Source organism: Pseudoalteromonas sp. N1230-9, from assembly GCF_032716425.1.
GTDB lineage: Bacteria > Pseudomonadota > Gammaproteobacteria > Enterobacterales > Alteromonadaceae > Pseudoalteromonas.
In genome coordinates, this window is sequence record NZ_CP090419.1 from 1,036,157 (window position 1) to 1,059,108 (window position 22,952).

Consider the following 22,952-nt stretch of genomic DNA (forward strand, 5'->3'; position numbering starts at 1 on the left):
CAATATGCAATGGGTTGGAGGTTGTAGTGCAACCTCCGACTTTTTAGGGGCTATTTTTAGTTGCTTTAGGGAGTTATTTAGCGAGTATGAATACGGTGGTAATGGGTTTATTCGTTATTCGCCAAAACGGGTTTTTCTGTCATTGTGTTTACTATCTTTTCAATACATGCGTGCTTGTCTACAACCCACAGTCCGTAGCTTATGGGTAGCATCTCAATGCCGGCACGTTTGAATCGTTTATAGGTGTTTAGCTCAAAAAAGGTGGCCCAAGGGCCAGGAAAACCAATGAGATCAACCGCTAAGTAGCGGCCATTGTGACGACATAAAATATCAACTTCTGTACCTGCTATTGTGTAACCAGGCCATGTTTCAATGGCTCGTTTATTCAGTTCATTGATCACCTCATGCTGAAATTGATCAAGTTGGTTTTGAATAGAGTGTTTAGCTTCAAATTCACTGATGCTTGTAAGGTACTTTTGTAATAAATTTTGTTTGGGAAGTTGGGTTTCATCAACCGATAAAAATAGCACTTGTAGTTGGCGTGCTCGGGTGATTGTGACGTTAAAAACATCAGCTTTATTTAAATAGGCTGCGGCTCGTTTAGATTTATTGTCGAGTGAAAAAGAGATCAACATTATATCCCTTTCTTCGCCCTGAAAGCCAAACGGGGTAGCGGCACGTATTTTATGTTTTGTTATCTCCGATTCACTAAAGGTTGTGGCTATTTCTTTAGCTATGTCGTCGGCTTGTTGCCTAAACGGTGAAATTACCCCTATGCTATGGTTAACCCCCGTTTTTTCATCTTCCTGTATTTGTGTTTTTATAAACTCTATAACACTCAAGGTTTCTTGATGATTTACCCCTGTTTTGTTTCTGGTGCCGTTAATGCGTTTTACATGTAAATAGCCGCTGCTGGTACAGGGTTTATGTTGCATTACTTTCAATTTATTTTGATAAAAGTGCTGGTTACTAAAGTGAATAAGCTCTGGCTTACTTCTAAAGTGTTCATCAAGAAACGCAATGTTTGCTTGGCTATTAATTGAGCTCAGTGCTAAATCTAAAATTGAGTTATCACGATAACTTACAACACCTTGGCTATTATGAGATAAGTTATGCTGTGTTTTAAATTGTGCTTCTTTATGTTTTGCCAAAAAAGAGTAGTGCCTTAATTGTTTAGTATCGCCTACGATAAGTGCTCTTTTAGCGCGATAAAGGGCAGGAATACAGCTACTAATATTACATTGGGTTGCTTCATCAATAATAACAAGATCAAACATTTCTGCTTTTAGTGGCAGAACACGGTGTAAGGTATTTAAGCTCACTAACCACACAGGAAATGCAGACAAAAGCGCACTGTATTCAATATTATCAAATAACTCGAACTGTCGTTTTGATGTGCGGCTACGTATTGCTTTATTAAAGGCCTGCAGAGATTGGCGCTGTGTTTCTACAAGTGTTTTAAGGTTTTTGAGTTTCAGTGCATTTAAATAGTTACTCGCGAGTAACTCTCTTTGCATATGTTGCGTGTTTATTTCATCTAAGGCTGACCACTGCTTTGTTAGTTGTTGAATTTTGCTTTTCACTAAAGTTAAGTAAAGGCGCTTTAGCCATTGAGGCGATTTGTCTTCAATATTTTTTAACCGTTGTCCTCTGATAATCGCTTTTTCACAAAACTTAAGGAAGCGTAGTTCTAGCGTATTTAATTGGCTGTTGAGCTGTGTAAGCTCTTGCTCACACTCATTGGGCTCTTTATTTAATTCATTTGAAAAATAGCCTGCAAGTAAAGATTCTAAGTAATCTTTTAGCTTGGATAAAAACGCGTTTTGACCGGCTCTTATAGAGATATCACTTAAGTTGAAGTTTTCATCGAGTTTACTGGCAATGACGTCTAAAGCCGCATCATTATTTGCAACAACAAGCACTGACTGACCCCTTGCTATGTGCTCAGCAGCAACAGCGGCTATGGTGTAGCTTTTTCCTGTTCCTGGCGGGCCAGATACACACCCTAGTGAGCTATTAGCAGCAATTTCAATCACTTTTTTCTGCGAAGAAGAGAGTAATCCTGGCAAGTAATTAAACTTTAGTTGTGCTGCGTTACCTGTTGTATTTGTATGGGTAAAGAGACTAGCCAGTGGGGCAGGCAATGTGTTTGAAGCTGTAATTTCTTCTAACTCATGGAGTATACCGCGAGAGCTTCTTGAGCGCTCAACAAAGGTAAGCATAGATACCGGTAATAACGAGGCTGTTTTTCTTTTTAAAGCACGCTGAATGGCGTCTGCATCTGTAAGCTCGGGATAGTTAAGTAACTCAAGTAGGTTAAGCTCAATAGGACTGCCTTTGAGTAGTGAAGTCCAATAATGAGGTGATTGAATATCTACAGAGTTGGTAATGTGGTGAACTGAGTCTTCCTCAGGCATCAGTAGTTGAATCAACGATTCATTGACTTCAGGCACTGGGTTATTAGTTGAAAAGTAATAATCCTCACCGTCTTTTTCTATGCTTGCTTCGTTGAATAAAATAGGGGAAACAACCGATTTCATTTCACCTTTTATTTCTAATTTACCAACGACAATAAACCTGACATAAAGCAAAACCCGCTCGCGTTGATATATTTCAACACGTTTAACCATTTGCTCGGCAAATTCGCTAGGCAATGGAAGCCGAGGTAAAAAGCCTGAGCCCAGCTCATCTTTTCCTTCGAGAACGAAACTGTCTTCCTTCTTTAACTTATTGAGATTCCATAAATTAAGGTCTGCGCTATCTTCTTTATAGCAATCTCGATAATAAGAAAGGATATTTTGAACGTTCAAGATTAAATTCCATTTTTAAAAGTCAGTTTGCTGGTAATTTATAACATAAAACTTGTGGGTTAACAGTGTTTCTGAAGGGGAGGCTGATGCTAGGTATCGGCATAGATTATACAAAGTTCGTTCGTAAAAAGTGTTACATCCGCTTTTGTAATCGCCTAAATGAAGTCATATTTATATACTATGGGTTTTAGTAAAAATTATTTATTATTTAATGCGTTACATTATTTGTAACGCATTAAATCGGGTTAATCAATAAGAGGGGAAACAAGTTATTTGACTTTTAAGGTTATCTTTATCGCCAGTAAAAGTTATCCGGCAAGTATACTTTTTGGCTCTACTGTAATTAACAATTGCATTGTGGATTTTTTGAGTTCTTTCCCAATAGTTTAAATCATTGCCTTTTTCAATTTCAAAAACTAATTTATTATTAGCGAGACTTAAAACAACAACTTCCGGCATATCCTCACAACCAGATGCTGTAATTTCACAGACCGACATTGCAACTCCATTTCTAGAGTTTACAACAAATTTTATTGGGCTTTCTTTTGTCTTCTGATCCTTTGCTTTATCAAATATTTCGTTGACGGAACGGGTCCCTAACTGGGTTGCGATGCCTTCGATAAATTTGTTTGCTATATTTTTTCGGCCAGAGACTTGTTCTCTTACAAGTGGTACAGATGAGCTTACATCGCTATTGCTTCCAGAGCCCACAAAGTGAGCTACATTGCATGTAGGACAAGGAGCTCCATTTTGAGTATATATGTAATTTTGTTGAGATAATGTTGAAACAACATAGTCATAAAAGGCCTCTTCAGGCTCTATATCGTCAGGAATAATGAATGTGTAATCTATTTCTCCCATAGCAGAGTCGGAAGCAGAAACCTGTATTTCCTCTCCATACCTATTTTCGTAAAAAAAGATTAATTTATCGTTACTTAGTACAGGGGCAGAGTATGTAAATAGGTAAAGTATGATAGATACAATTAAAAGTTTGAAGTTAGGCATATAATTTCCTTATTGTTTTATAAATTTGCGATTAATCTAAAAACGTACCAATCCATATGGTTCACGCTAACCCTAAATTTCTCTTCATATGAAGTCAAGCTGTACTCGACAACAGCTATTAGTTTTGGAGGAATGTGCTTGATGGCCGTGGAGAAAAGAAAGAAGGCTTTAGCTGTACAAGGCAATTGAAAGTGGATGATATTGTATTAACGTTTGATTTGGAAAACACTCATATCCCTGTTTCTAAACACATTGATGAGTTTCTTGTAAATCAGTTAAATAACTGGCGCTGTGATTAAGGTAACTTTTTAATTAAATGATGTGTATAGTATTATATTTTTATAGGTGTTAAATACATCTTAAATATTCTCACGTAAATGAGAGGACTTTGAACTACTTAGCTCACCTTTATTTTGCAAAACCGACAGCAGATTCACATTTTGGTAATTTGCTGGGGGATTTTGGCGGGCGTAGACATGTAAACGGTTTGCCCGTAACAGTCAAAAATGCGCTTGAAAATCACTATTTAGTAGACCGGTTTACCGATGCACATCCTTTAGTAAAAGAAGCTAAGCACTTCTTTTCACCACAGCGTAAGCGTTTTGCCAGTGTTGCCATTGACGTGGTTTTTGATCACTTTCTTATTCAGCATTGGCATCGTTTTAACGACCAGCCATTAGCAGATTTCAAACATCAAAGTTATGGGCTGTTAAATGCACGTCAGGCCTTGATGCCCGCACGTATGCAACAAGTTGTCACGAGTATGACCAATAATGACTGGTTCAAAGAATATGAAACGGTCGCTGGAGTAGGGCTTGCGCTTGATAATATCGCAAGGCGTATTCGTTTTAGTAATAACTTTTCAGGGGCTGCTGAGGATATTACCCGTCACTACCATGAATTAGATGCCTCTTTTTTAGCATTTTTTCCAGAGCTAGTTGAGCACGTGAAGATACACAATCTTGAAAGATGAGAGGTTGTAATAAATAGTGATATGCCTTTACTGTTTAGCTAAGCAAGTATTGGTACTTTATTTATAAAAATAGAATAATTAATGCGCTGTGTTTTTCTTTGTACTATTTATAATATATTTTAAGCTAAGTTTAATTTTTACTTATTTTATTCTTTCGCTCGGTTTGATGTTTGATAATTATTTGATTCTATATATTTCATGTGCGATTTAAATTAATACAGTTGAAGCCTTAAGCCTTATTTAGTATTGTTTTTTCGTAATATATTTAACAAGGAATTTAATAATGTTTAAAAAAGTAACTGTTGCGTTAATTGCAATTTCGACCTCGGTTTTAGTGGGCTGTGGCTCGACTCCACCAATTCAAGCGCAAGATAAAACAGTTTCTTATCAAGGAAAAACACTTACTTTTGGCGGTCAGTACGATAAAAGTCGTAATGAATTAGCGCTGACTGTAAATGGTGATCCTGTGATGAAAGGGCGTTTTCCTCCTTACACACCAACATTAAACTTAAACGCAGATTATCAAGAGCTTGATATTTCAAGTTATTGCTACTTTGGTTCAGTGTTAAGTCGTGATGGCGGTGTTTTCGGTATTGTTGCCGGTGCAGTACAGAGCGCAACGTCAAAAAGTGGCGATAAATGCGAAGTTAAAATTGCTGGTGAAATAGTAGAACATCTGTATTTCTAAGCTCGTTTTAACTAGCTGATGTTGTAATAAAAAGGTTTAACACTGTTGATAAATGAAATGACGTATTAAAAATAAAATTTTATCTACTGGTGTGGTTAAATCGTTTATTTAAAGGTGTGAGCTTTACTTAAGTTCACACCTTTTTAATTATAGGCTCAAGTTATACCATGTACGGTATTAAAACAGCTACTTGTCGATAGACAAAGTTAATCATCAGGGCCTTTTAAGGTAAACACTAAGTGCCTGCGCATGTCTTTTAGAATCACGCCTTTTTTCAGCATTGCTGCACTCAAGCGTTTCTGCCATTTCAACAGCTCAGGGGTCGCTGCATCGAGTGATTGTTGGTTTTCAAATTGAAAGCACAAAAGTAAAGATCCTGGGAATAAGTGATATTCAACATCAAACCAGCATTGCAGCATACCTTCAAGTTCAGCGCGGCCTTGCTCTTCAAGGGCGTCGGCAACATTAAGAACCAGTGCCTGTTGCTTTTGTTGTACTTTCGAGAGTGTTTTCATTGGGTGCCTTGTATTCATCAACAAAATTTAAATCATTAAAAGTAGCCACTTCTAATGATTGCGTGCAATTTACCATAGATTTTTTATTTGATGGCATTTTAGTTTTGAGCGAAGTTCGTTTTATGTTTACTCATAGTGATGGTTCAGGTATAAAATCTTTAAATAGCAATAAGTTACTTATTACAAATTTCAATATAAAAAGGAATTTTTATGGGGTCGATGGCCAAGCACTCACTTGAATTAGATTTAAATGACAAAAACTGGTTTCGATACGCCGCTTTTAAAGGGAAGTCATCATTAACCGAGGATTCAATAACTGAGTTAGAGACATTACCAGGCCTTGCGGTTTTATCTGGCAGGGCAGAAGTTCTGTTTGCATTTATGGTATTCGCTATTTCGCTTTCGGCCTTTTATTTAAAAGATGCAGTGCTCCCTTGGTTGGCTTTTTTGATTTGTCTTGGCAGTTTTTTAGCTGTGTTTATCACAAAACGCATCATGACTTACAAAAAGTATGGCTTTGGCTTTAAATGGGCAATGAGCATAAGCAAGAATGAGCTTAAAATTGATAAATTGACGTTTAAAAAGCACACAAATCGTACAGTCACAATTGCTAGAGACGACATTGCAGAGGTGATATTTAATTATACAATGGATCTTAAGCACAGGCGGAAGTTTGGTGAAGCACATAGGAGGCTACCAAGTTTGCATGTTTGTGAAATCCACTTAAAAAATGGCGATACGCTTGAAATTGACGGGATGCGGGTAGGGCTATTTAACGTTTTATACTTAATGGTTTTCCATGATTACCCGCTTAGTTTTAGGGGGACGCTAGCGGGTGGAGCAGGCAATGTTTCAATTTTACTGCTTCGCATGTGTGCTCTTTCGGCAATTGCGAGTTCACTTAGTATGCTTTTTTTTAATTTGAAATAGAGTGTATGTCAAAGCTCACATTACAGACGTTCTGTGAGCTTTAATAATCGTATTAGTTTGCTAATTGACAAGCATCATTAGCAAGTTTCCAAACGCCCCATTGATCTGAGGTAGTCGGTTGTTCACCTTTAGTCCACCAACCGGCTCTATAAATATTTCCTTCATAGTTTACTAGTTGGTTTGCTAGATAGACTGTGTCTTTATCCCATTGGCTTGCACATAGTGTGCTGTCAGAAATTGTGATAGTTCTTACCTCTGTTGAGGTTTGTGAAGCACTGTCAGATACTGAATAGGTAAGGGTGTATTGACCAACTCTTGAGTTATCAACATGACCTGAAACCGAGACATTAGCTGTTAAATCACCGTCCTCAGTGTCATTTGCTGTGACACCCGCCATTGGGTCAAAAGCACTACCTAGGGCAAGCTTCACGTTGTTGACCCCACTGAATAAAGGCTTATCACTAAACACCTCGACTTTGCGGCTTTCTTTACTTTCGTTACCTGCAGAATCTTTAACAGTATAAACGAGAATATATTGTCCGAGAGTTGATGTATCGACACTACCCGTGACGATAATACTACTGGTGAGGTTATTGTCTTCTTTATCGATGGCGCTTACATTTGCTAGCTCGTCAAATGAGGCTCCTTGGCGAACTCTTGCGTCAGTGATACCACTCAGTACAGGTGCATTTTTTGGTGGTTCAATAATTTGACCATGAATAAAGGGGCCATAGTTTTTTATAAACGTGCTGTTATACATTGTACCTGCGGCATTCGTCCCCATGTCCCAATTGATAGACCAAGTCATCACGCCTTTAAGCGGTTGTCCTTGCTGTGTTAATTGATTAAATGCATTGTAGAGGTTTTCAGGATTTTGAATAAACCCAGATGCTGCTGCATCCATATTGGCAGGAATACCAAACACGAGTTTATCATTCGGGATTTTATGAAAGCCGCGAGTACCATTTGCTAAAGAGTCAGCCATATAGTAGATGAACTCCTGCTTTAGAGATTCATTTGTTTGGGCAACCCAACCTACGCCATCAACAAAAACACCGTCACCACCTTGATTGTAAAACTGCGGGTTTATCCAGTCATAATATCCTGCAAGTGCGGTAATATAAGGAATGTACTTACCCCCTTGTCTAAGATAAGGAAATTCTGGAGCCATGGTAATCAAAAAGTTTTTACCTTGCGCTTTGTAATGATCTTTTACCAAGCGAAGTGCGGCAGGTATAACGGTTTGATTATCAGCTGCTGTTACGGCTGCTTGCTCAAGATCAATATCGAGTCCGTCAAAGCCAAATTTATCGGTAAGGCGAATTATTTCGTCGGCAAAAGCGCGTTCATCACCCTGTTGTAACTCTATATGGGCATCGGCACCACCTAAAGCGAGTAATACGCTACGCCCTTGGCGGTTTAATTCACTAATTTCATTAATAAACGCTTGTTCTGATAAACCTATGTTTGGATCTAAGCGAAAAGTGGGAATGCGGCCTTCTGCTACATCAAATACTTTCATAAATGAGACATTAACCACGTTATATTGGCTATTAACTTGTTTTAAGCTAACACAAGGTGCCTTACCGCCTTTATAGCCTGCACCATCACACCAATTGTGCCAATAACCGACGACCACGCCACTTTGTTGATTGACCATTAGGTTACCATCATTTGCATTTGCTGGGAGTATTGAGAGTACAGATACGCTTATTGCAGTCATTGCAAACAGGTTTTGGGTTATTCTGATCATGTTGTTTAATTCCTTTCATAAAAAGTTACTTTCCTACTAAAAGCATACGTGCGTTTAGTTGATTAAACTGAACTTTGAACCGCTATTGGGTACAATGTTCAGTGTTAAGTTATCTCTCTTGATGTGAATTTAATGTGAATAACAAGCAGCTTGATAAGCGTTTAATTAACTTTTTATGTTTGGAATTAAAGGCGTTATTTTTAGCGCCTATATCAATACAGGCGCATTATTGTGTTTAGTTTGAGGTTTAATTAGGCAATAAAATCTAATGTGAGTAGTAAGCGCTTTTCCCCAGTTGCAACCTGTGGCGAGCGATGTACAAGGCCTAAACCTTCATTGCCTTGCCATGTTTCTCCTTTTAATAAGGCAACATCACCGACAGTTAATGATTGCACTTTAGTGTGTGGGGCAATTAAACCAGAGTCCTGATCACTTAAACCTTGGTTTCCTGCGCCAAGTTTACTGCGGTCGAGTCCGCTATTATGTAGCCATTCAGAGCCACTACCGCTATAGGTACTCACTAATCGACAAGGAACACGATCCACATGAAAGCGTGGACACATAGCCCGCTCAAGTACTTTTAGTCTTAAACCCACACGATTAAGCTCAAATAAATAGCAAAACATATCAACCAGCTGAACAAGGTCGGCTTTAAGCGCTTCTGCTTGAGGTAGTTTTTCGAGTGCTTTATCAATGTCTGCCACAATCGCGTTTTGATTAATTACAGCGTTAATACTGAGATCTGCAAAGGCTGCAACAGTCTCGGTTACTTCAGTTTGCAGCTGCTGTGATAAGCTACGCTGCCAAATCGCGATGTTATGCTCGGGTTTATAGATTTGTGAAAATACCACTGGGCTCAATGCTATTGCTGCCTCTGTTGGTAGGTTATCAGGATTATGTTCAAATGCGTGGGCTGTCATTTATGCTTCCTCCCAAATTGGAAACGGATCGGGTAGTGTTTGCCAAAGCTCTTTTCCTGCTAGCAGTTCATCATCGCTAAGCAAGCAGTTGTCGAGTGCGCGTGTGATTTCTACTTGATTGAGGTTTTGACCAATAAAAACCAGTTCTTGACGCATATCGCCAAAGGGTTCTTGCCAAACTTGGTTAATTGAATTTAGGTAATCGTTGTCGGTTGGCCACTGATCTTTTGGTAAGGCCTTCCAAAATATCCCGCCAAAACCATAACGTGCAATACCGCCAGCTTGGTTCCATTGACAAGCAAACTGTGGTCGAGAGGCTAGCCAGAAATAGCCTTTTGAACGGAGTAGTTTGCCTTCGCGTTGATTATTATGAATAAAGTTATAAAATTTCTCGGGGTGAAAAGGACGCCTAGCCTCATAGGTAAAGCTACTAATACCGTATTCTTCGGTTTCTGGGATATGCTCACCGCGCAGCTCTTTTAACCAGCCTGGTGCTTGTTGTGCTTTTTCAAAATTAAACAAGCCCGTGCCTAAAATTTCATTGATATCAATTTGGCCATTTTCAATGGCAATAAGCTCTGCGGAGGTATTTAATGAGCTTAAAATGGCTTTTAAACTTTCAAGTTCATCTGCGTTAATTAAATCGGTTTTACTAATCAAAATTACATCGGCAAATTCAACTTGATCAATCAGTAAGTCGGCAACGCTGCGCTCATCTTCGTCACCTAAGTGTTCACCGGTTTCTTGCAAAAATTTGGCTTCGTTAAAGTCTTTTAGAAAGTTTACGGCATCAACTACTGTGACCATGGTATCAAGTCTAGCCACATCTGAAAGTGATACGCCATCTTCATCGGCAAAGGTAAATGTTTCGGCGACCGGAAGGGGTTCTGAAATACCGGTTGATTCGATAACCAGATAATCAAATTGCCCCGTCTCTGCTAAAGCGCGTACTTCTATGAGTAGGTCTTCACGCAGAGTACAACAGATGCAGCCATTACTCATTTCAACCAGTTTTTCTTCGCCGCGACTAAGCGACACATCGTTTTTAACTGTCGCTGCATCTATGTTTATTTCGCTCATATCATTGACGATGACAGCGACTTTTTTGTCTTGACGGTTATTCAAAATATGGCTGAGTACAGTGGTTTTACCTGCACCCAAAAAGCCAGAGAGCACGGTGACGGGGAGTTTGCTCATGTTAGTGACCCTTAAGTAGATTAAAAAAATAACGCTAAATGTTTTGTTATAATATATCAACTTTGTGTCGTTTAGAAATAGCTATACCTGATCTCGTTAGACTATTTGGCAGTGTACTTATAGGTACAGCTCACTTAAGCTTTATAATCGACTGCTTAATAAGGATTTATATGCGCTTAACCAAACTGTTCTTACCGCTTTTTATTACTTGTTTGCCTTACACTTTATCGGCAAATGAGGAATTCGCACCTGAGCTTCCCGAGGCTATACAAGAAATTTACCCAACAGTAATGAATAAACAAATCTGGGTTGCTGGCGGTATCTCTACTGAGTTGTCAGAGTCAACGGGTAAAATGACGGAAAAAGTTCACTTTTGGTCACCTGATTATGCAACTTGGCAATCAGCTCCTAGCTTGCCTGAAGGACGCCACCACACCTATTTAATTGCAGTAGAAAACAAATTATTTGCCTTTGGTGGTTTTGTTAATACCCAAGGTCAGTGGACGAATAGCCGTGATGTTTTAATGCTAGATAAGGGCGCCAAAGCATGGCAAAAGGTGGCGCGCTTACCTTTTGCGTTAAGTGAAACAGTAGGTGCAGTGCTTGATGGAAAGGTGCATTTAGTGGGTGGCCGCAGTCCAAGTAATGAACAAAATGGGCAGTGGCAACATAGTTTAGATAAAGCAGAACACCTTGTGTTCAACCCAAATAATTATGAGTTTGCTAAAGCAGCACCGTTACCCTTTGCACGTAATAGTGCGGCAACTGTGCAGGTGAATGGCCGTTGGTTTGTGCTTGGCGGCAGAACCGTTGGTGGCGAACCTTTAAAAGATGTACTTGAATACGTGCCAGAGCAAGATCAGTGGCTAACTCATCCAGCCTTGCCAAAAGGTAGGGCAGGGCACGCTGCGGCAGCAATCGACAACATGATCTACATTTTTGGAGGGGAGCATAATCAAACTGTCGATAGTGAAATCTTTAAATATGATGTACTTAAAAAGCAATGGCATAAAGTGACAACGTGGTTAGCCCCTCGCCATGGCTTAGGTGCTGTAACTTTAAATAATCAAATTTGGCTCATAGGCGGCGCAAAGGCTGTCGGATTATCACAAACGACCAATGAACTCACATCTGCGCATGAGCTATTAAATAAGCGCTAATACAAAAATGTAGGATTTTGACTTGGTTTTAACTCATTAAAATCAAGTCAGAAAAGATTACAAACGTTATGTAATCTATTTACTTTATATCGTAACGTCCTTTCTTAACTTATTGTTTATAAAGCTATTCTTTGTTGGCTTCTTTTTTGCTGACTAGTCTTTCACGTGTATTACGCGATGTTATATAAACGAGTAAATAAGAAAGGGAAACTCATGGCAGAGTCATTTAAATATTCAGGTCAAAAAGGGCATGGTGGCGAGCTTCACCAAACAGCGAACAATCAACATCCCACCATGACAACAGCACAAGGTTGTCCTGTTAGCGATAATCAAAACTCCTTAACCGCAGGTAAACGTGGTCCAACATTAATGGAAGATCACGTCTTCCGTGAAAAGATATTTCATTTTGATCATGAACGTATTCCAGAGCGAGTTGTGCACGCAAGAGGCTATGGTGCACATGGTTACTTTGAAACATACGATACACTTGAAGATCTTACGTGTGCGGATATTTTTCAACGCAAGGGAGAAAAAACACCTGTTTTCACACGTTTTTCGACTGTAGCAGGTAATAAGGGCTCACCCGATTTAGCACGAGATGTGCGTGGGTTTGCAGTAAAACTTTACACCAAAGAAGGTAATTGGGATTTAGTTGGCAATAATATCCCTGTTTTTTTCATTCAAGACGCAATGAAATTCCCAGATTTAATCCACAGTGCCAAAGCCGAGCCTGATCGTGGTTTTCCGCAAGCACAAACGGCGCATGATAACTTTTGGGATTTTGTGAGTTTATCGCCTGAGTCTATGCACATGGTCATGTGGGCAATGTCAGACAGAGCGATTCCACGCTCATTACGTTTTATGGAAGGCTTTGGTGTGCATACATTTAAGTTTGTTAATGCGAAAGGTGAACAGAAGTACGTTAAATTTCACTGGAAACCAAAAGCAGGAATGCAGTCTGTGGTGTGGAATGAAGCATTAAAACTTAATGGTGCAGATCCTGATTTTCACCGTCGTGATATGTGGGAATCAATTCAAAATGGCGATTTTCCAGAATGGGAGCTAGGTGTACAAGTATTTGACCAAGCTTTTGCAGATAAATTTGAATTTGATGTTTTTGATGCTACAAAACTCATACCTGAAGAACAGGTGCCAGTAAAAATTATTGGTCGCATGGTGCTCGATAGAGTTGTCGATAACTTTTTTGCAGAGACAGAGCAAGTTGCTTTTTGTACTCAAAACATAGTACCTGGCATTGATTTTACCCCTGATCCACTATTGCAGGGTCGTAACTTCTCCTATTTGGATACGCAAACAAAGCGTTTAGGCGGGCCAAACTTTACTCATATTCCTGTTAATGCACCTAAATGTCCAATGCATCATTTTCATCAAGATGGTCATATGGCGATGCATAACCCTAAAGGGCGAGTAAATTACGAACCCAACTCTTGGCAAGGTGATGAAAACAACCCTCGCGCATGCCCTGCATATGGTTTCAAAAGTACAGACGAAGACACACAAGGTGGCAAGCTGAGATACCGCTCAGACACCTTTAGCGACCATTACAGCCAAGCAAGGCAGTTTTATTTAAGTCAAACTCAAGTAGAACAATCACATATTCAAGATGCGCTGGTTTTTGAGCTTTCAAAAGTTGAGCATTTAGCGATAAGGGAGCGTGTCGTGTCTCATTTACTTAATATTGATAGCGAATTAGCTAAATTAGTGGCCTCTGGCTTGGGCTTACAAACAATGCCAGAACCTGCCGAAGCAGCACTCGAAACACGCCAAGACCTTCCAGTGTCTGATGCTCTAAGTATTCAAAAAAGTGCGTTAAATACATTTAAAGGGCGTAAGCTGGGTATTCTTGTGAGTGATGGCTTTGATGCTCAGTTATTTGATTCATTGCGTTGTGCGCTTAAAGAGCAAGGTGCAAATTTTGAAGTTATAGCCGCTCAAGTTGGTGGTGCGAAAAGCTCGACTGGTGAGCATCTAAGTGCCGATCAAGTTATTAATGGTGGTCCTTCGGTTTTGTATGATGCGGTGGCGCTACTAACAACAAAAGAAGGGGCTGAAAAACTGAGTCAAATTCCTGAGGCAAAAGACTTTGTTTCAGATGCGTTTTCGCATAACAAATTTATCGGTTATACCAAGGATTCAGTTGAGCTGCTAAAAGCGGTTGGACTTACTGAAAACCAAGATGATGGCGTCATTGATTTAGGCACCTGTCAGGTAGATGAGTTTTTAAATACATTAAAAAACCTTCGCTATTGGAAACGATAGAAACACACCTTAAGGCGGGCTTAGCTCGCCTTGAAAGGCTGTATTACTTAAGGTAGTGAGGAAATGTGATGAAACTGATTTATGTTGATGATAATTTGCCTGGAATTACTCGAAAACGGCATTCAAAGTGTTGGCTTTACTACGACCCTACCGGCAAACGAATTACAGCAAAAAAGGAAATTAAGCGTTTAAATGCGCTGGCATTCCCTCCTGCTTACAAAGATGTTTGGCTTTGTCCTGAAGAAAATGGGCATATTTTAGCGACAGGCTATGATACAAAAGGCAGAAAACAATACCTTTATCATCCAGATTTTAGAGAGCAGCAGGAACTAAAAAAGTTTGAGGCCTGTGAGCTTTTTGGCACCAAACTTCCTTTGTTGCGAGCTAAATTATCTGAATACTTACAAGGTAATGAGCTGGATTATCAACGGACATTAGCTGCGGTTGTCCGGTTAATGGATTTAGGTTCATTACGCGTAGGCTCAAAACGAAACGCGAAAGAAAATAACAGTTTTGGTGCAACAACGTTACGTAATCGCCACGCTAAATTAACGGGTAAAAATATTCGCTTAGAATATAAAGCTAAATCTGGCAAAGTGAGAGAGGTTAATCTTACAGATCGTGTTTTAAGCAGCATTATTAAAGAGTTGCAAGATTTACCAGGGCAAAATCTCTTTCAATATAAAGAGGGTGATGAATGTATTCCCGTGACCTCCCGTGAGGTTAATCAGTTTATTCAGCAAGTGATGGGAGAGGAGTTTAGCGCTAAACACTTTAGAACGTGGCGCGCTAGTGTTTTAGCATTCGAAGCTTTTTATAATGCTAAGAAAAAGCTCCCTTTGTGCGACATGCTAGAAACGGTATCGAGCCATTTGGGTAATACGCCAACGATAGCCCGTAATTCTTATGTTCATCCTGCACTGATTGATTTGTGCAAAGAATGTGAAGCCACACAGGTACGTACAAGACAACAACTTAAGTTACCTCGTAAAACAAAATACTTGAGCCGGTATGAACGTGGCTTACTACTTTTTTTAGCGCAGTAACAGCTGCGTTGTTTTAAATGGTGAACAGTGCAATACAGCTATAGATACCAAAGCTTGAAGTAAAACCCAATAACTCATAATGCGTCGTCATAAAGATAATAAGCATCGTGTCAATACGATGGTTTAGGTATGGCTGCGCTAGTTTAGTTAACTCCTCCAAATTAGCGGTAAAGTTACTTTATCAATAAGGAGGTTAATTATTTAGAGTAAATTAAACGATATAAGTATAAATAGTTTTAAACCTGCTATTGACCTAGATTCCCTAGTAAAGGAGAATCGCGCGCTTAAATTTGTTCAATTAAGCAACTTAATTTTGAACACTTCTCAACAAGAGGGAATTTCTTTTTTGCTCTTGATATGAGTACGGGAACATAACAATAATTTTATACTGTTTAGGATAGGGAAATGACCAAGCTACCATATCTTGCGTTGCTGTTTTGCTCGCAATCACTTTTAGCCACAGAAAATACTACGTATTATAACCAATATGGTGATGCGACACTTTTGAGTTCGCAACAGATTAACTATGAAAAAACTTATTTTACTAGCCGCGATAAAAACAATTCACAACCAAATTTAGATAGAACTTCTGGGCTAAACTTATCTAATGCCCTTGCAGATGAAAGCTTAGAATTAACATCTATATACCGTCGTTACTCTTTGGGTAACTCAACAGGTCTTAAAGGTCTTTATTCTGTTGATTTGTACGGTAACGGTAATAAGCAAATTATTTCAGTGCAACGAAACAATATTAATATTATTGAGTATAAAGATAATCAATATTCAGTTGTTGAAGATTTCGATTATCAGGATTACATCATTGATAGTGCATTGGTAAGAAGCATTGCTGATGATACATATTATTTAATTCTTGTGATGAGGAATCAGATAGTAAAAATTAACTTACTAACAATGAAAACGGAAAGTACGAAGGAAGTATTTTCTAGCCAATCAGTGTTGGCGAGAGATATTAATAATGACGGTCAGGACGAGCTTATTGCTGTTGCCAATAGCCAGATTCTAATACTAGACCAATCAGACCTTTCAGTTATTTCAGAGCTTGAGTATAACGGTAACAAGTTTGTTGTTGGCTCGTTTACAGAACAAAATGTTCACGAATTAATGCTTGAAGATGGCCAGTTGTATCGTATCTCTGAAAATACAATAGATTATATAAAAACATTAAATACTCAACTAACAGGTATCCATTTACAGAGTGTTGATACAAACCAAGATGGCTTAGATGAAGTTATCAATGGAAATAGTTGGTATTCGATTGAACTAATTAGTCCAAACACAGACAGTATCATGTGGACAGCTAATAGCGATTTAGACATTTCAAGAATTATAGTTGCAGATGTTAATAATGATGGTGTCCAAGACCTAGTATATGGCGATGGTCAATGGGGACAAATTCATGCTTTATCTTTAAGTACTGGTCAGGAGTTTTGGCAGATCAATAATCCTGAACACAGTGTTTCAAGTATTTTGGTGGACGATTTTAATCTTGATGGTAAAACAGATATCGCGTGGGGGGCTGGTTATACGTCTTCAGGTCATGATGGGTTTCACATTCATACTGTTGAAGATAAGTCTAAGCAATTGTCTCAAAAGATCTTTACCTATTCGCAGTCTTTATTAGGACTTGCAGATATTGACGGTAAAGGTGGGATTGATGTTATTTTCTCTGAAAATGGCACAAATAAACTTCAAGTTATTGATATAGAAACAAAAGAGCAATTACTAACCAATGTCAATTTAACCGATGGCTGGAATGACTACCAGTATATGGTTACAGCTGATTTATTCAATGATGGTAAAAACTATTTAATCGTCGCTGGCTCAGAAACTTACACAGGAAACATACAAGTATTTTCACCAGATAATGGAAATTTACTGTACACAGTTCCTTTTAAAAGTGGTGACCAAATTTCAACGATTGAAGCCTATGACATTAACCAAGATGGTTTCTTAGAGCTAATTGTTGGTAACGGCGCATCTCACAGCGGAAGCGAAGGCTCATATATACGAGTTTTTAACGGACAAACGGGTGAACTAATTAAGCGTTCACCTCGTTTACAGGATTTTGGGAGTGGGGTATCTGGCATAGTCGTAGGCATAGATACCCAAGTAAATAACAAAGAGCTATTTGCTTTAATTGGTAACCAATTAGTTAAATATAACTACGTTGATAATAGTATAACTAATTACTCATTAGGTAGCAGTTTTAAGGCGCTAGAGGGGATTGTTATTAATGGTGAGAAGTCGCTTTATGCAGCAAATGAATACGGCCTTTTATTCTCTTTGACAGAATCAGGAGAAATGTCAGAAGTTGCGAAACTATGTGACAATTCATTAAACAATGTTGTTTCTACACGTGCAGGCTTCATTCAATTCAGTTGTGAAGATAAGTTTGGAGAATATGACTTAAATAATAATGAACTGGTATATGAAGTAGCGCGTGCAAACCAGCAAAGTTCTATCGTTAGTGCAACTTATAAAGGTGTGGACTATTTATTACTTTCTGGAAAGTCTATAGAAGTGTTCTCGAATGAAGCAGCAACGACGTTAGTTAAACCTGATGATAGTCAAGCTACATCACACGTATTGATGCCTGTAGAGGTTAATCTTTCGTTAGCTGATATTGATTTCGTAGTATTCGAAAGTAGCCCAAGTCTAGGACAATTAACGTTTACTGACCGTCAAACAGGACAGTTTACTTATACACCAAACGGTGATGTAGGCGTAGATGAGTTAGCTTTTTATACAGTAAAAGGTCGTTCACGTTCTGAGCTAGCAACGTTTACTGTTTACTTAACTAACCAAGCTCCAATGGTTGAAAATTCGACGATTAAAACTCACTGGAATACACCGTTGGTACTTAACTTGCCAGCCTCAGATGCAGATAGTGAGCAACTTATTTTCACTGTGAAGAATGCGCCTCAGCATGGGCAGGTCGAGTTGCTTGATCAAAACTCAGGTGAAATAAGATATACCCCGAGTGGTGAATCTTTGCAGCCAGTTTCTATTACTTTTACTGCCAAAGATACGCTTGAAGAGACTGCGCTTGCGAATGTTGTTATTGAATTAACGAATACATCACCAATCGCCACAAATCTAAGTTATGAAACGTATTACTCAACAGTTGTTAATGGTCGCTTAATTGGTACAGGTGCTGACGCAGATAGGTTGGAATTTGAGGTCATATCGAATCCTAGTTCTGGCGAGCTTAGCTTTGATAAAGATACAGGTCTATTTGTGTACAAGCCAGTCGGTGAGTCTTCTCACTCAGTTAACTTTAGTTATCTAGTAACAGATAAGTTTGCCACATCAGAAACTAAAACAGTGACGATTAACGTTGTTGGTAAAGGAAATAGTTCAGATTCAGGCTCCGGTGGTAGTATGTATTATTTAATACCTTTGTTAGTGCTCTCTATTTTACGAAGAAGAAAATACCAAATGTAAGTGGTTTACTTTAGTATTCTGTAATTACGCTTTAGATATGTGCTGTGTCGACTGGATTGGTACAGCGCATTTTTTAGAGTGCATAAAGCCTGACTCAACCCTTAGTATTCAACTTACATTTATCCTCACTGTCTGCTAAAAATGATGTTATATTTGTGTTTTTGACTAAAAGTAATAAAATAATACAAATTAAAATTAACGATCAGGTTTAAACATGACATTACAAACAAACAGCCCGTTAGTCGAACAGCGTGCCGACCCGTTTGTGCATAAGCACAGCGATGGTTTTTATTATTTTACAGGCTCTGTACCAACGTATGATCGCATTGAACTTCGTAAATCTGCGACATTAGAAGGCTTAAAAGACGCTGAGACCTTTGATATTTGGTTTAAGCATGACAATGGCCCAATGAGTCGCCATATTTGGGCACCTGAAATTCATTATCTGGATGGTAAGTGGTATATCTATTTTGCAGCCAGCCAAGAAGACGATATTTGGGCATTACGCCCGTATGTGCTTGAGTGTCAAGGTCAAGATCCGCTAAATGATGAATGGGTTGAGCTTGGTATGATGCAAGCGGCTGAGGGTGATGAAAAGTCGTTCACAGACTTCTCACTGGATGCGACTATTTTTGAGAACAATGGCAAACGTTATTTCTGTTGGGCAGAGAAAACCGGCGGCCAATTTGCTGCATCAAACCTGTATTTAGCTGAGATGGAATCACCAATTAAGTTAAAAACAGCACAGTTTATGCTGACTACACCTGATTACGATTGGGAGCGTGTGGACTTTTGGGTAAACGAAGGCCCTGCAGTGCTTAAGAATAACGGCAAAATTTTTATCGCTTTTTCTGCAAGCGCAACAGGTGCATGTTACTGCATGGGCTATATGGAAGCCGATGAAAACAGCGATTTACTTGATCGAAATTCGTGGACTAAAACACGCATGCCAGTGCTTGAAACAAGCGTTGAAAAGAAAATTTTCGGCCCAGGTCATAACTGTTTTACGGTTGCTGAAGATGGCGAAACACCATTATGTATTTATCATGCCCGTGACTATGAGCATGCAGTCGGTGAGCCAAGTGTGGTGCCAAAAACGGATACACGTCCGCTTGAGGAAATTGTAAAAGATCCGCTTTACGATCCAAACCGACATGCCCGCATAATGGAAGTAAAGTATGATGAAAATGGTCGACCATTATTCGAATTGTATTAATTAATGTTAGCTTCAATTCAAGCCACCTCTAGGTGGCTTTTTTATTTCTGCCCCCCACAGCCTGTTTTCTTAAAGTTAAATTCATTTACATAAAATAAACAAAATACTTTATTTTGGGAACGAATGGTTTAGACTTTACTTCTTAAGTATTTTTATATTACAAATTTAAGAGGGATAGTTTTGAAAACAATAAACGTCATTAAACAAATTGGCTTGGCTAGTCTACTTCTGAGCTGTTTGACATCTTTACCACTACAAGCGGAAGATTGTACTGCAATGCCAGAATCAGGTCAGTTGTATTCCGTTATTAACCGTGGGTCTGGCTTAGCGTTAGATATCAATACAAGTGATACAAGTGCAGCACCTAATGTCATAACTTATGACTATTGGGGGGGAAACAATCAAAAGTTTCAGTTCATTAAAGAAAGCGATGGATATTGGGTTATCCGATCTAAGTACAATAATAAGGTATTGGATGTACTTAACTCATCTCAATCAAATGGCGCTAATGTTATTGTTTATGATGATTGGCAAGGAGCCAATCAACGTTGGCAGCTTAAAGCATCGTCATCAGGTGGGTTTAATATTATTAATAAGTTAACCAATAAATCACTGACTGTGGCAGGCTCAAACAATGTGGCTAATGTGTATCAAAATGATGACGCAGGAATAAGCTCTCAAAGATGGTTTATAAACCCTGTTGATGCAACATGTGGCAGTGACGGAGGCAGTCAGCCAACGCCAAGTGATTTAGTTGGGTTTGCTGCACAACCAGGTCAAGATGGCCTAACGACAACAACCGGTGGCGGTAATGCAACACCTGTTAGGGTTACAAGTTGCAGTGCTTTAAGTGACGCTTTAAGCTCGCCTTCTGCCAAGGTGATCCACATACCCGATAATACGACGATTAACTGTCACACTAACAATAGAACAGTGCAAGCATGTCCTTTAGATTGCGGCCAATGGAATGATTACGGTAAAACATGGTATCGAGTGCCTGTAGGGAATCAAAGCTGTAGTGAGCTGGGCAGCTCTTCCAATTCACCAGTTAATGTAACGCGCAATGACCGTCGTATTATTGTTCAGTCTAATAAAACGTTACAAGGTTTGGGTAAGAACTCAAAAATTGTTGGTGCTAGCTTAGTCATCAGCAAGCAACGTAATATTATTATTAAAAATGTCATGCTGGAAAATATTAACCCAGCACTCGTCGAAGCGGGCGATGGAATTTCAATTGATGATAGTAGCCATGTTTGGGTTGATCATATGGCGTTTAATAAGATCAGTGATGGTTATATTGATGTTGATAATAGTCAGAATATTACCCTAAGTTGGAATCGTTTTTATGGGTATAACACTCAAGTTTGCGCTAATCAGCATTGGTACACGCATTTATTCAGAAACTCACAAGTCACAGCTCATCACAATTTTTGGGATACTGCGGCAGGGCGAAACCCTAAAATAGATGGTTACAACTCACGAGTTCATATGTTTAATAATTACTGGAAAAACATTACCTATTTTGCAATTAGTGCCAGTGATGGTGCAGAAGTACTTGTTGAGAATAACTATTTTGAAAACTCAGCGAAGCCACATTGGAATCAAGGTTCGGGTTACTTCAGTGCATCAGGAAACATTTACACCGGGCGCTCAGCAACAGATCAATACCGTGATAATGGTGCAACAGTGTTTAGTGATGTTCAGCTTTACCCGTATAGATTAGATAATGCAAATACTTTGGAGAGCCAAGTAGATGGAGGAACGGGCCCGCAATAGGCCGTAGGTTTTATTGCTCAGCGAATGCATTAAACACTCGCTGAGCTAATTAACTAGAGTGCTACAAGGCTGTGTTCGAGCATCGCTTTGATTTGTTTAACTATTTTTGCTTCTGTTTCTGGCTCAAATTGCGCAATACGAGGGGTATGAATATGCCCTGTTGGAATATCTGAGTTAAGTTCATCACGAAGGCGAATACTACGGTACGAAATTTCGTTTGATAAGTAACCACCGCCACCACCTTTTACTGCGACGGCACCTTCAAGTTCTTTGAGTGATTTTGGCTCAAAAGCCTTTTCAAGTGTAACGACCTTGTGGTTATCGTTAATTGGGAAGGGGCCTTTCGCTTTTTGCATTTGCTCTACGGGTAGGCTAAACGTCACAAACTCATTACCTGGTAAGGGGCGGTTATGCAAGCTTGATATTTTTGGATTAGTCTCTGTTCCACCATAAACAATATTGGCGTTATCGGGTGCTGTTACGCTGCGACGTTTACCTGGGAAGCGTTCTAAGTCAAAGTCTTTACTACCCATACTGATAGTGGCAATCATATCTACATTGTTCAGTGCATAGTACGGCGCAAGTAATGATTCAATAATACCTTGATCAAAGTCTTCATAGCGCACTGGCACCATCACTGTGTTGATCTCAGCAGTAATACCCTGATAGCTAATTACTTGCCCGTCGAGTAATAATGCGGCAACGCCAGATGGGTTACTTTGGTTGATATTTCTATCAAGTAAAAAAGGATCAAAGCCGGTAATTAATATACGTTTGTCGGTTTTTTTACTGAAATCAAGGTCGGTACGACCACGGCTACCATTTTCTAGCATGGTTAACAGCGCAGCTTGCTCGCTGTCAGTTATTGCAAACTGTGGCTTGTTGGTACGAATAACTTTACTTGAAAGTAAGCGTGCCCAATAAAGTTCACGGTCGTCGTAGCTGTTGGTTTTTTTGATCCGTGCTTTTGCATCACGCCATAATTGTTTTGAGTAGTCATAAATAAGATCACTTGCTTGCTGGTAGCTTGTGGTTGCTTGCCAAGCATTTTTAAAATGACTTATGTCATCACTGAAAGCGTTTAAGACCTTTGGCATTGCCTCTGTCGCTTTTTCAATACGCAGTTCTTCAACAGTTAAATTGGCTGCAAATGCCGTAAATGACGAAGCGATGAAGCTGGTGGCAAGTAAAACTTTTTTCATGATTATCCTATTGTGT

17 protein-coding genes are annotated in these 22,952 nt (G+C 39.1%); 10 read left to right on the forward strand and 7 right to left on the reverse strand.

Going from position 1 to position 22,952, the window contains the following annotated elements:
• Positions 1-107: 107 nt before the first annotated feature.
• Together LY624_RS04890 and LY624_RS04895 are read right to left on the reverse strand one after the other, a co-directional pair.
• Positions 108-2,810 (reverse strand): ATP-binding protein, encoded by a 2,703-nt coding sequence (locus tag LY624_RS04890; protein WP_341803997.1) that lies wholly within the window; start codon positions 2,808-2,810, stop codon positions 108-110.
• A gap of 249 nt (positions 2,811-3,059) precedes the next feature.
• Positions 3,060-3,815 carry a hypothetical protein gene (locus tag LY624_RS04895; RefSeq protein ID WP_341803998.1) on the reverse strand — a complete coding sequence of 252 codons (756 nt, stop codon included), beginning with the start codon at positions 3,813-3,815 and terminating at the stop codon, positions 3,060-3,062.
• Between the two features lie 134 nt (positions 3,816-3,949).
• On the opposite strand from LY624_RS04895, the gene LY624_RS04900 reads away from it, so the two are divergent.
• The 3 genes from LY624_RS04900 to LY624_RS04910 all read left to right on the forward strand — a co-directional run bounded on the left by LY624_RS04900 (position 3,950) and on the right by LY624_RS04910 (position 5,476).
• The gene (locus LY624_RS04900; protein ID WP_165381484.1) at positions 3,950-4,114 is read left to right on the forward strand and encodes a hypothetical protein; all 165 of its coding nucleotides are present in this window, start codon (positions 3,950-3,952) and stop codon (positions 4,112-4,114) included.
• Between the two features lie 89 nt (positions 4,115-4,203).
• A complete protein-coding gene (locus LY624_RS04905) occupies positions 4,204-4,788 on the forward strand; it encodes an acyl carrier protein phosphodiesterase (protein WP_341803999.1) in 585 nt (194 codons plus the stop codon).
• Positions 4,789-5,071: 283 nt separating this feature from the next.
• Entirely contained in the window at positions 5,072-5,476 is a 405-nt protein-coding gene (locus tag LY624_RS04910) for a hypothetical protein (RefSeq protein ID WP_130151127.1), read from the forward strand.
• 206 nt (positions 5,477-5,682) lie between these two features.
• Here LY624_RS04910 and LY624_RS04915 read toward each other — a convergent pair whose 3' ends face one another.
• The gene (locus LY624_RS04915; RefSeq protein ID WP_341804000.1) at positions 5,683-5,991 is read right to left on the reverse strand and encodes a hypothetical protein; all 309 of its coding nucleotides are present in this window, start codon (positions 5,989-5,991) and stop codon (positions 5,683-5,685) included.
• Between the two features lie 210 nt (positions 5,992-6,201).
• Here LY624_RS04915 and LY624_RS04920 point away from each other — a divergent pair, with 210 nt between their 5' ends.
• The gene (locus LY624_RS04920; RefSeq protein WP_341804001.1) at positions 6,202-6,921 is read left to right on the forward strand and encodes a hypothetical protein; all 720 of its coding nucleotides are present in this window, start codon (positions 6,202-6,204) and stop codon (positions 6,919-6,921) included.
• 52 nt (positions 6,922-6,973) lie between these two features.
• Here the strand turns inward: LY624_RS04920 and LY624_RS04925 are convergent, their stop codons facing one another.
• The 3 genes from LY624_RS04925 to zigA form a co-directional block, all read right to left on the reverse strand.
• Positions 6,974-8,674 carry an immunoglobulin-like domain-containing protein gene (locus LY624_RS04925; RefSeq protein ID WP_341804002.1) on the reverse strand — a complete coding sequence of 567 codons (1,701 nt, stop codon included), beginning with the start codon at positions 8,672-8,674 and terminating at the stop codon, positions 6,974-6,976.
• A gap of 251 nt (positions 8,675-8,925) precedes the next feature.
• Positions 8,926-9,594 (reverse strand): DUF1826 domain-containing protein, encoded by a 669-nt coding sequence (locus LY624_RS04930; RefSeq protein ID WP_341804003.1) that lies wholly within the window; start codon positions 9,592-9,594, stop codon positions 8,926-8,928.
• On the reverse strand, positions 9,595-10,791 hold the full coding sequence (gene zigA, locus LY624_RS04935; RefSeq protein ID WP_341804004.1) for a zinc metallochaperone GTPase ZigA: 1,197 nt from the start codon (positions 10,789-10,791) through the stop codon (positions 9,595-9,597).
• Between the two features lie 170 nt (positions 10,792-10,961).
• Between zigA and LY624_RS04940 the strand changes: the two genes are divergently transcribed.
• From LY624_RS04940 to LY624_RS04965, 6 genes are all read left to right on the forward strand, one after another.
• Entirely contained in the window at positions 10,962-11,951 is a 990-nt protein-coding gene (locus LY624_RS04940; protein ID WP_341804005.1) for a Kelch repeat-containing protein, read from the forward strand.
• Between the two features lie 213 nt (positions 11,952-12,164).
• On the forward strand, positions 12,165-14,231 hold the full coding sequence (locus LY624_RS04945) for a catalase (RefSeq protein ID WP_341804006.1): 2,067 nt from the start codon (positions 12,165-12,167) through the stop codon (positions 14,229-14,231).
• A gap of 68 nt (positions 14,232-14,299) precedes the next feature.
• Complete coding sequence (locus LY624_RS04950) at positions 14,300-15,277, forward strand: DNA topoisomerase IB (RefSeq protein WP_341804007.1); 978 nt, start codon at positions 14,300-14,302, stop codon at positions 15,275-15,277.
• 405 nt (positions 15,278-15,682) lie between these two features.
• Positions 15,683-18,742: an Ig-like domain-containing protein gene (locus LY624_RS04955; protein WP_341804008.1), complete on the forward strand. Its 3,060-nt coding sequence runs from the start codon at positions 15,683-15,685 to the stop codon at positions 18,740-18,742.
• A gap of 214 nt (positions 18,743-18,956) precedes the next feature.
• The gene (locus LY624_RS04960) at positions 18,957-19,958 is read left to right on the forward strand and encodes a family 43 glycosylhydrolase (RefSeq protein WP_341804009.1); all 1,002 of its coding nucleotides are present in this window, start codon (positions 18,957-18,959) and stop codon (positions 19,956-19,958) included.
• Between the two features lie 180 nt (positions 19,959-20,138).
• A complete protein-coding gene (locus tag LY624_RS04965; protein ID WP_341804010.1) occupies positions 20,139-21,734 on the forward strand; it encodes an RICIN domain-containing protein in 1,596 nt (531 codons plus the stop codon).
• A gap of 53 nt (positions 21,735-21,787) precedes the next feature.
• Here LY624_RS04965 and LY624_RS04970 read toward each other — a convergent pair whose 3' ends face one another.
• On the reverse strand, positions 21,788-22,936 hold the full coding sequence (locus LY624_RS04970; protein ID WP_341804011.1) for a hypothetical protein: 1,149 nt from the start codon (positions 22,934-22,936) through the stop codon (positions 21,788-21,790).
• Positions 22,937-22,952 lie beyond the last annotated feature (16 nt).

What these genes read in the sequence shown, in the direction of transcription:
- LY624_RS04895 (WP_341803998.1), bottom strand. Translation starts at nt 3,815, where the DNA reads ATGCCTAACTTCAAACTTTTAATTGTATCTATCATACTTTACCTATTT.
- LY624_RS04910 (WP_130151127.1), top strand. Translation starts at nt 5,072, where the DNA reads ATGTTTAAAAAAGTAACTGTTGCGTTAATTGCAATTTCGACCTCGGTT.
- LY624_RS04915 (WP_341804000.1), bottom strand. Translation starts at nt 5,991, where the DNA reads ATGAAAACACTCTCGAAAGTACAACAAAAGCAACAGGCACTGGTTCTT.
- LY624_RS04920 (WP_341804001.1), top strand. Translation starts at nt 6,202, where the DNA reads ATGGGGTCGATGGCCAAGCACTCACTTGAATTAGATTTAAATGACAAA.
- LY624_RS04925 (WP_341804002.1), bottom strand. Translation starts at nt 8,674, where the DNA reads ATGATCAGAATAACCCAAAACCTGTTTGCAATGACTGCAATAAGCGTA.
- LY624_RS04930 (WP_341804003.1), bottom strand. Translation starts at nt 9,594, where the DNA reads ATGACAGCCCACGCATTTGAACATAATCCTGATAACCTACCAACAGAG.
- zigA (WP_341804004.1), bottom strand. Translation starts at nt 10,791, where the DNA reads ATGAGCAAACTCCCCGTCACCGTGCTCTCTGGCTTTTTGGGTGCAGGT.
- LY624_RS04940 (WP_341804005.1), top strand. Translation starts at nt 10,962, where the DNA reads ATGCGCTTAACCAAACTGTTCTTACCGCTTTTTATTACTTGTTTGCCT.
- LY624_RS04945 (WP_341804006.1), top strand. Translation starts at nt 12,165, where the DNA reads ATGGCAGAGTCATTTAAATATTCAGGTCAAAAAGGGCATGGTGGCGAG.
- LY624_RS04950 (WP_341804007.1), top strand. Translation starts at nt 14,300, where the DNA reads ATGAAACTGATTTATGTTGATGATAATTTGCCTGGAATTACTCGAAAA.
- LY624_RS04955 (WP_341804008.1), top strand. Translation starts at nt 15,683, where the DNA reads ATGACCAAGCTACCATATCTTGCGTTGCTGTTTTGCTCGCAATCACTT.
- LY624_RS04960 (WP_341804009.1), top strand. Translation starts at nt 18,957, where the DNA reads ATGACATTACAAACAAACAGCCCGTTAGTCGAACAGCGTGCCGACCCG.
- LY624_RS04970 (WP_341804011.1), bottom strand. Translation starts at nt 22,936, where the DNA reads ATGAAAAAAGTTTTACTTGCCACCAGCTTCATCGCTTCGTCATTTACG.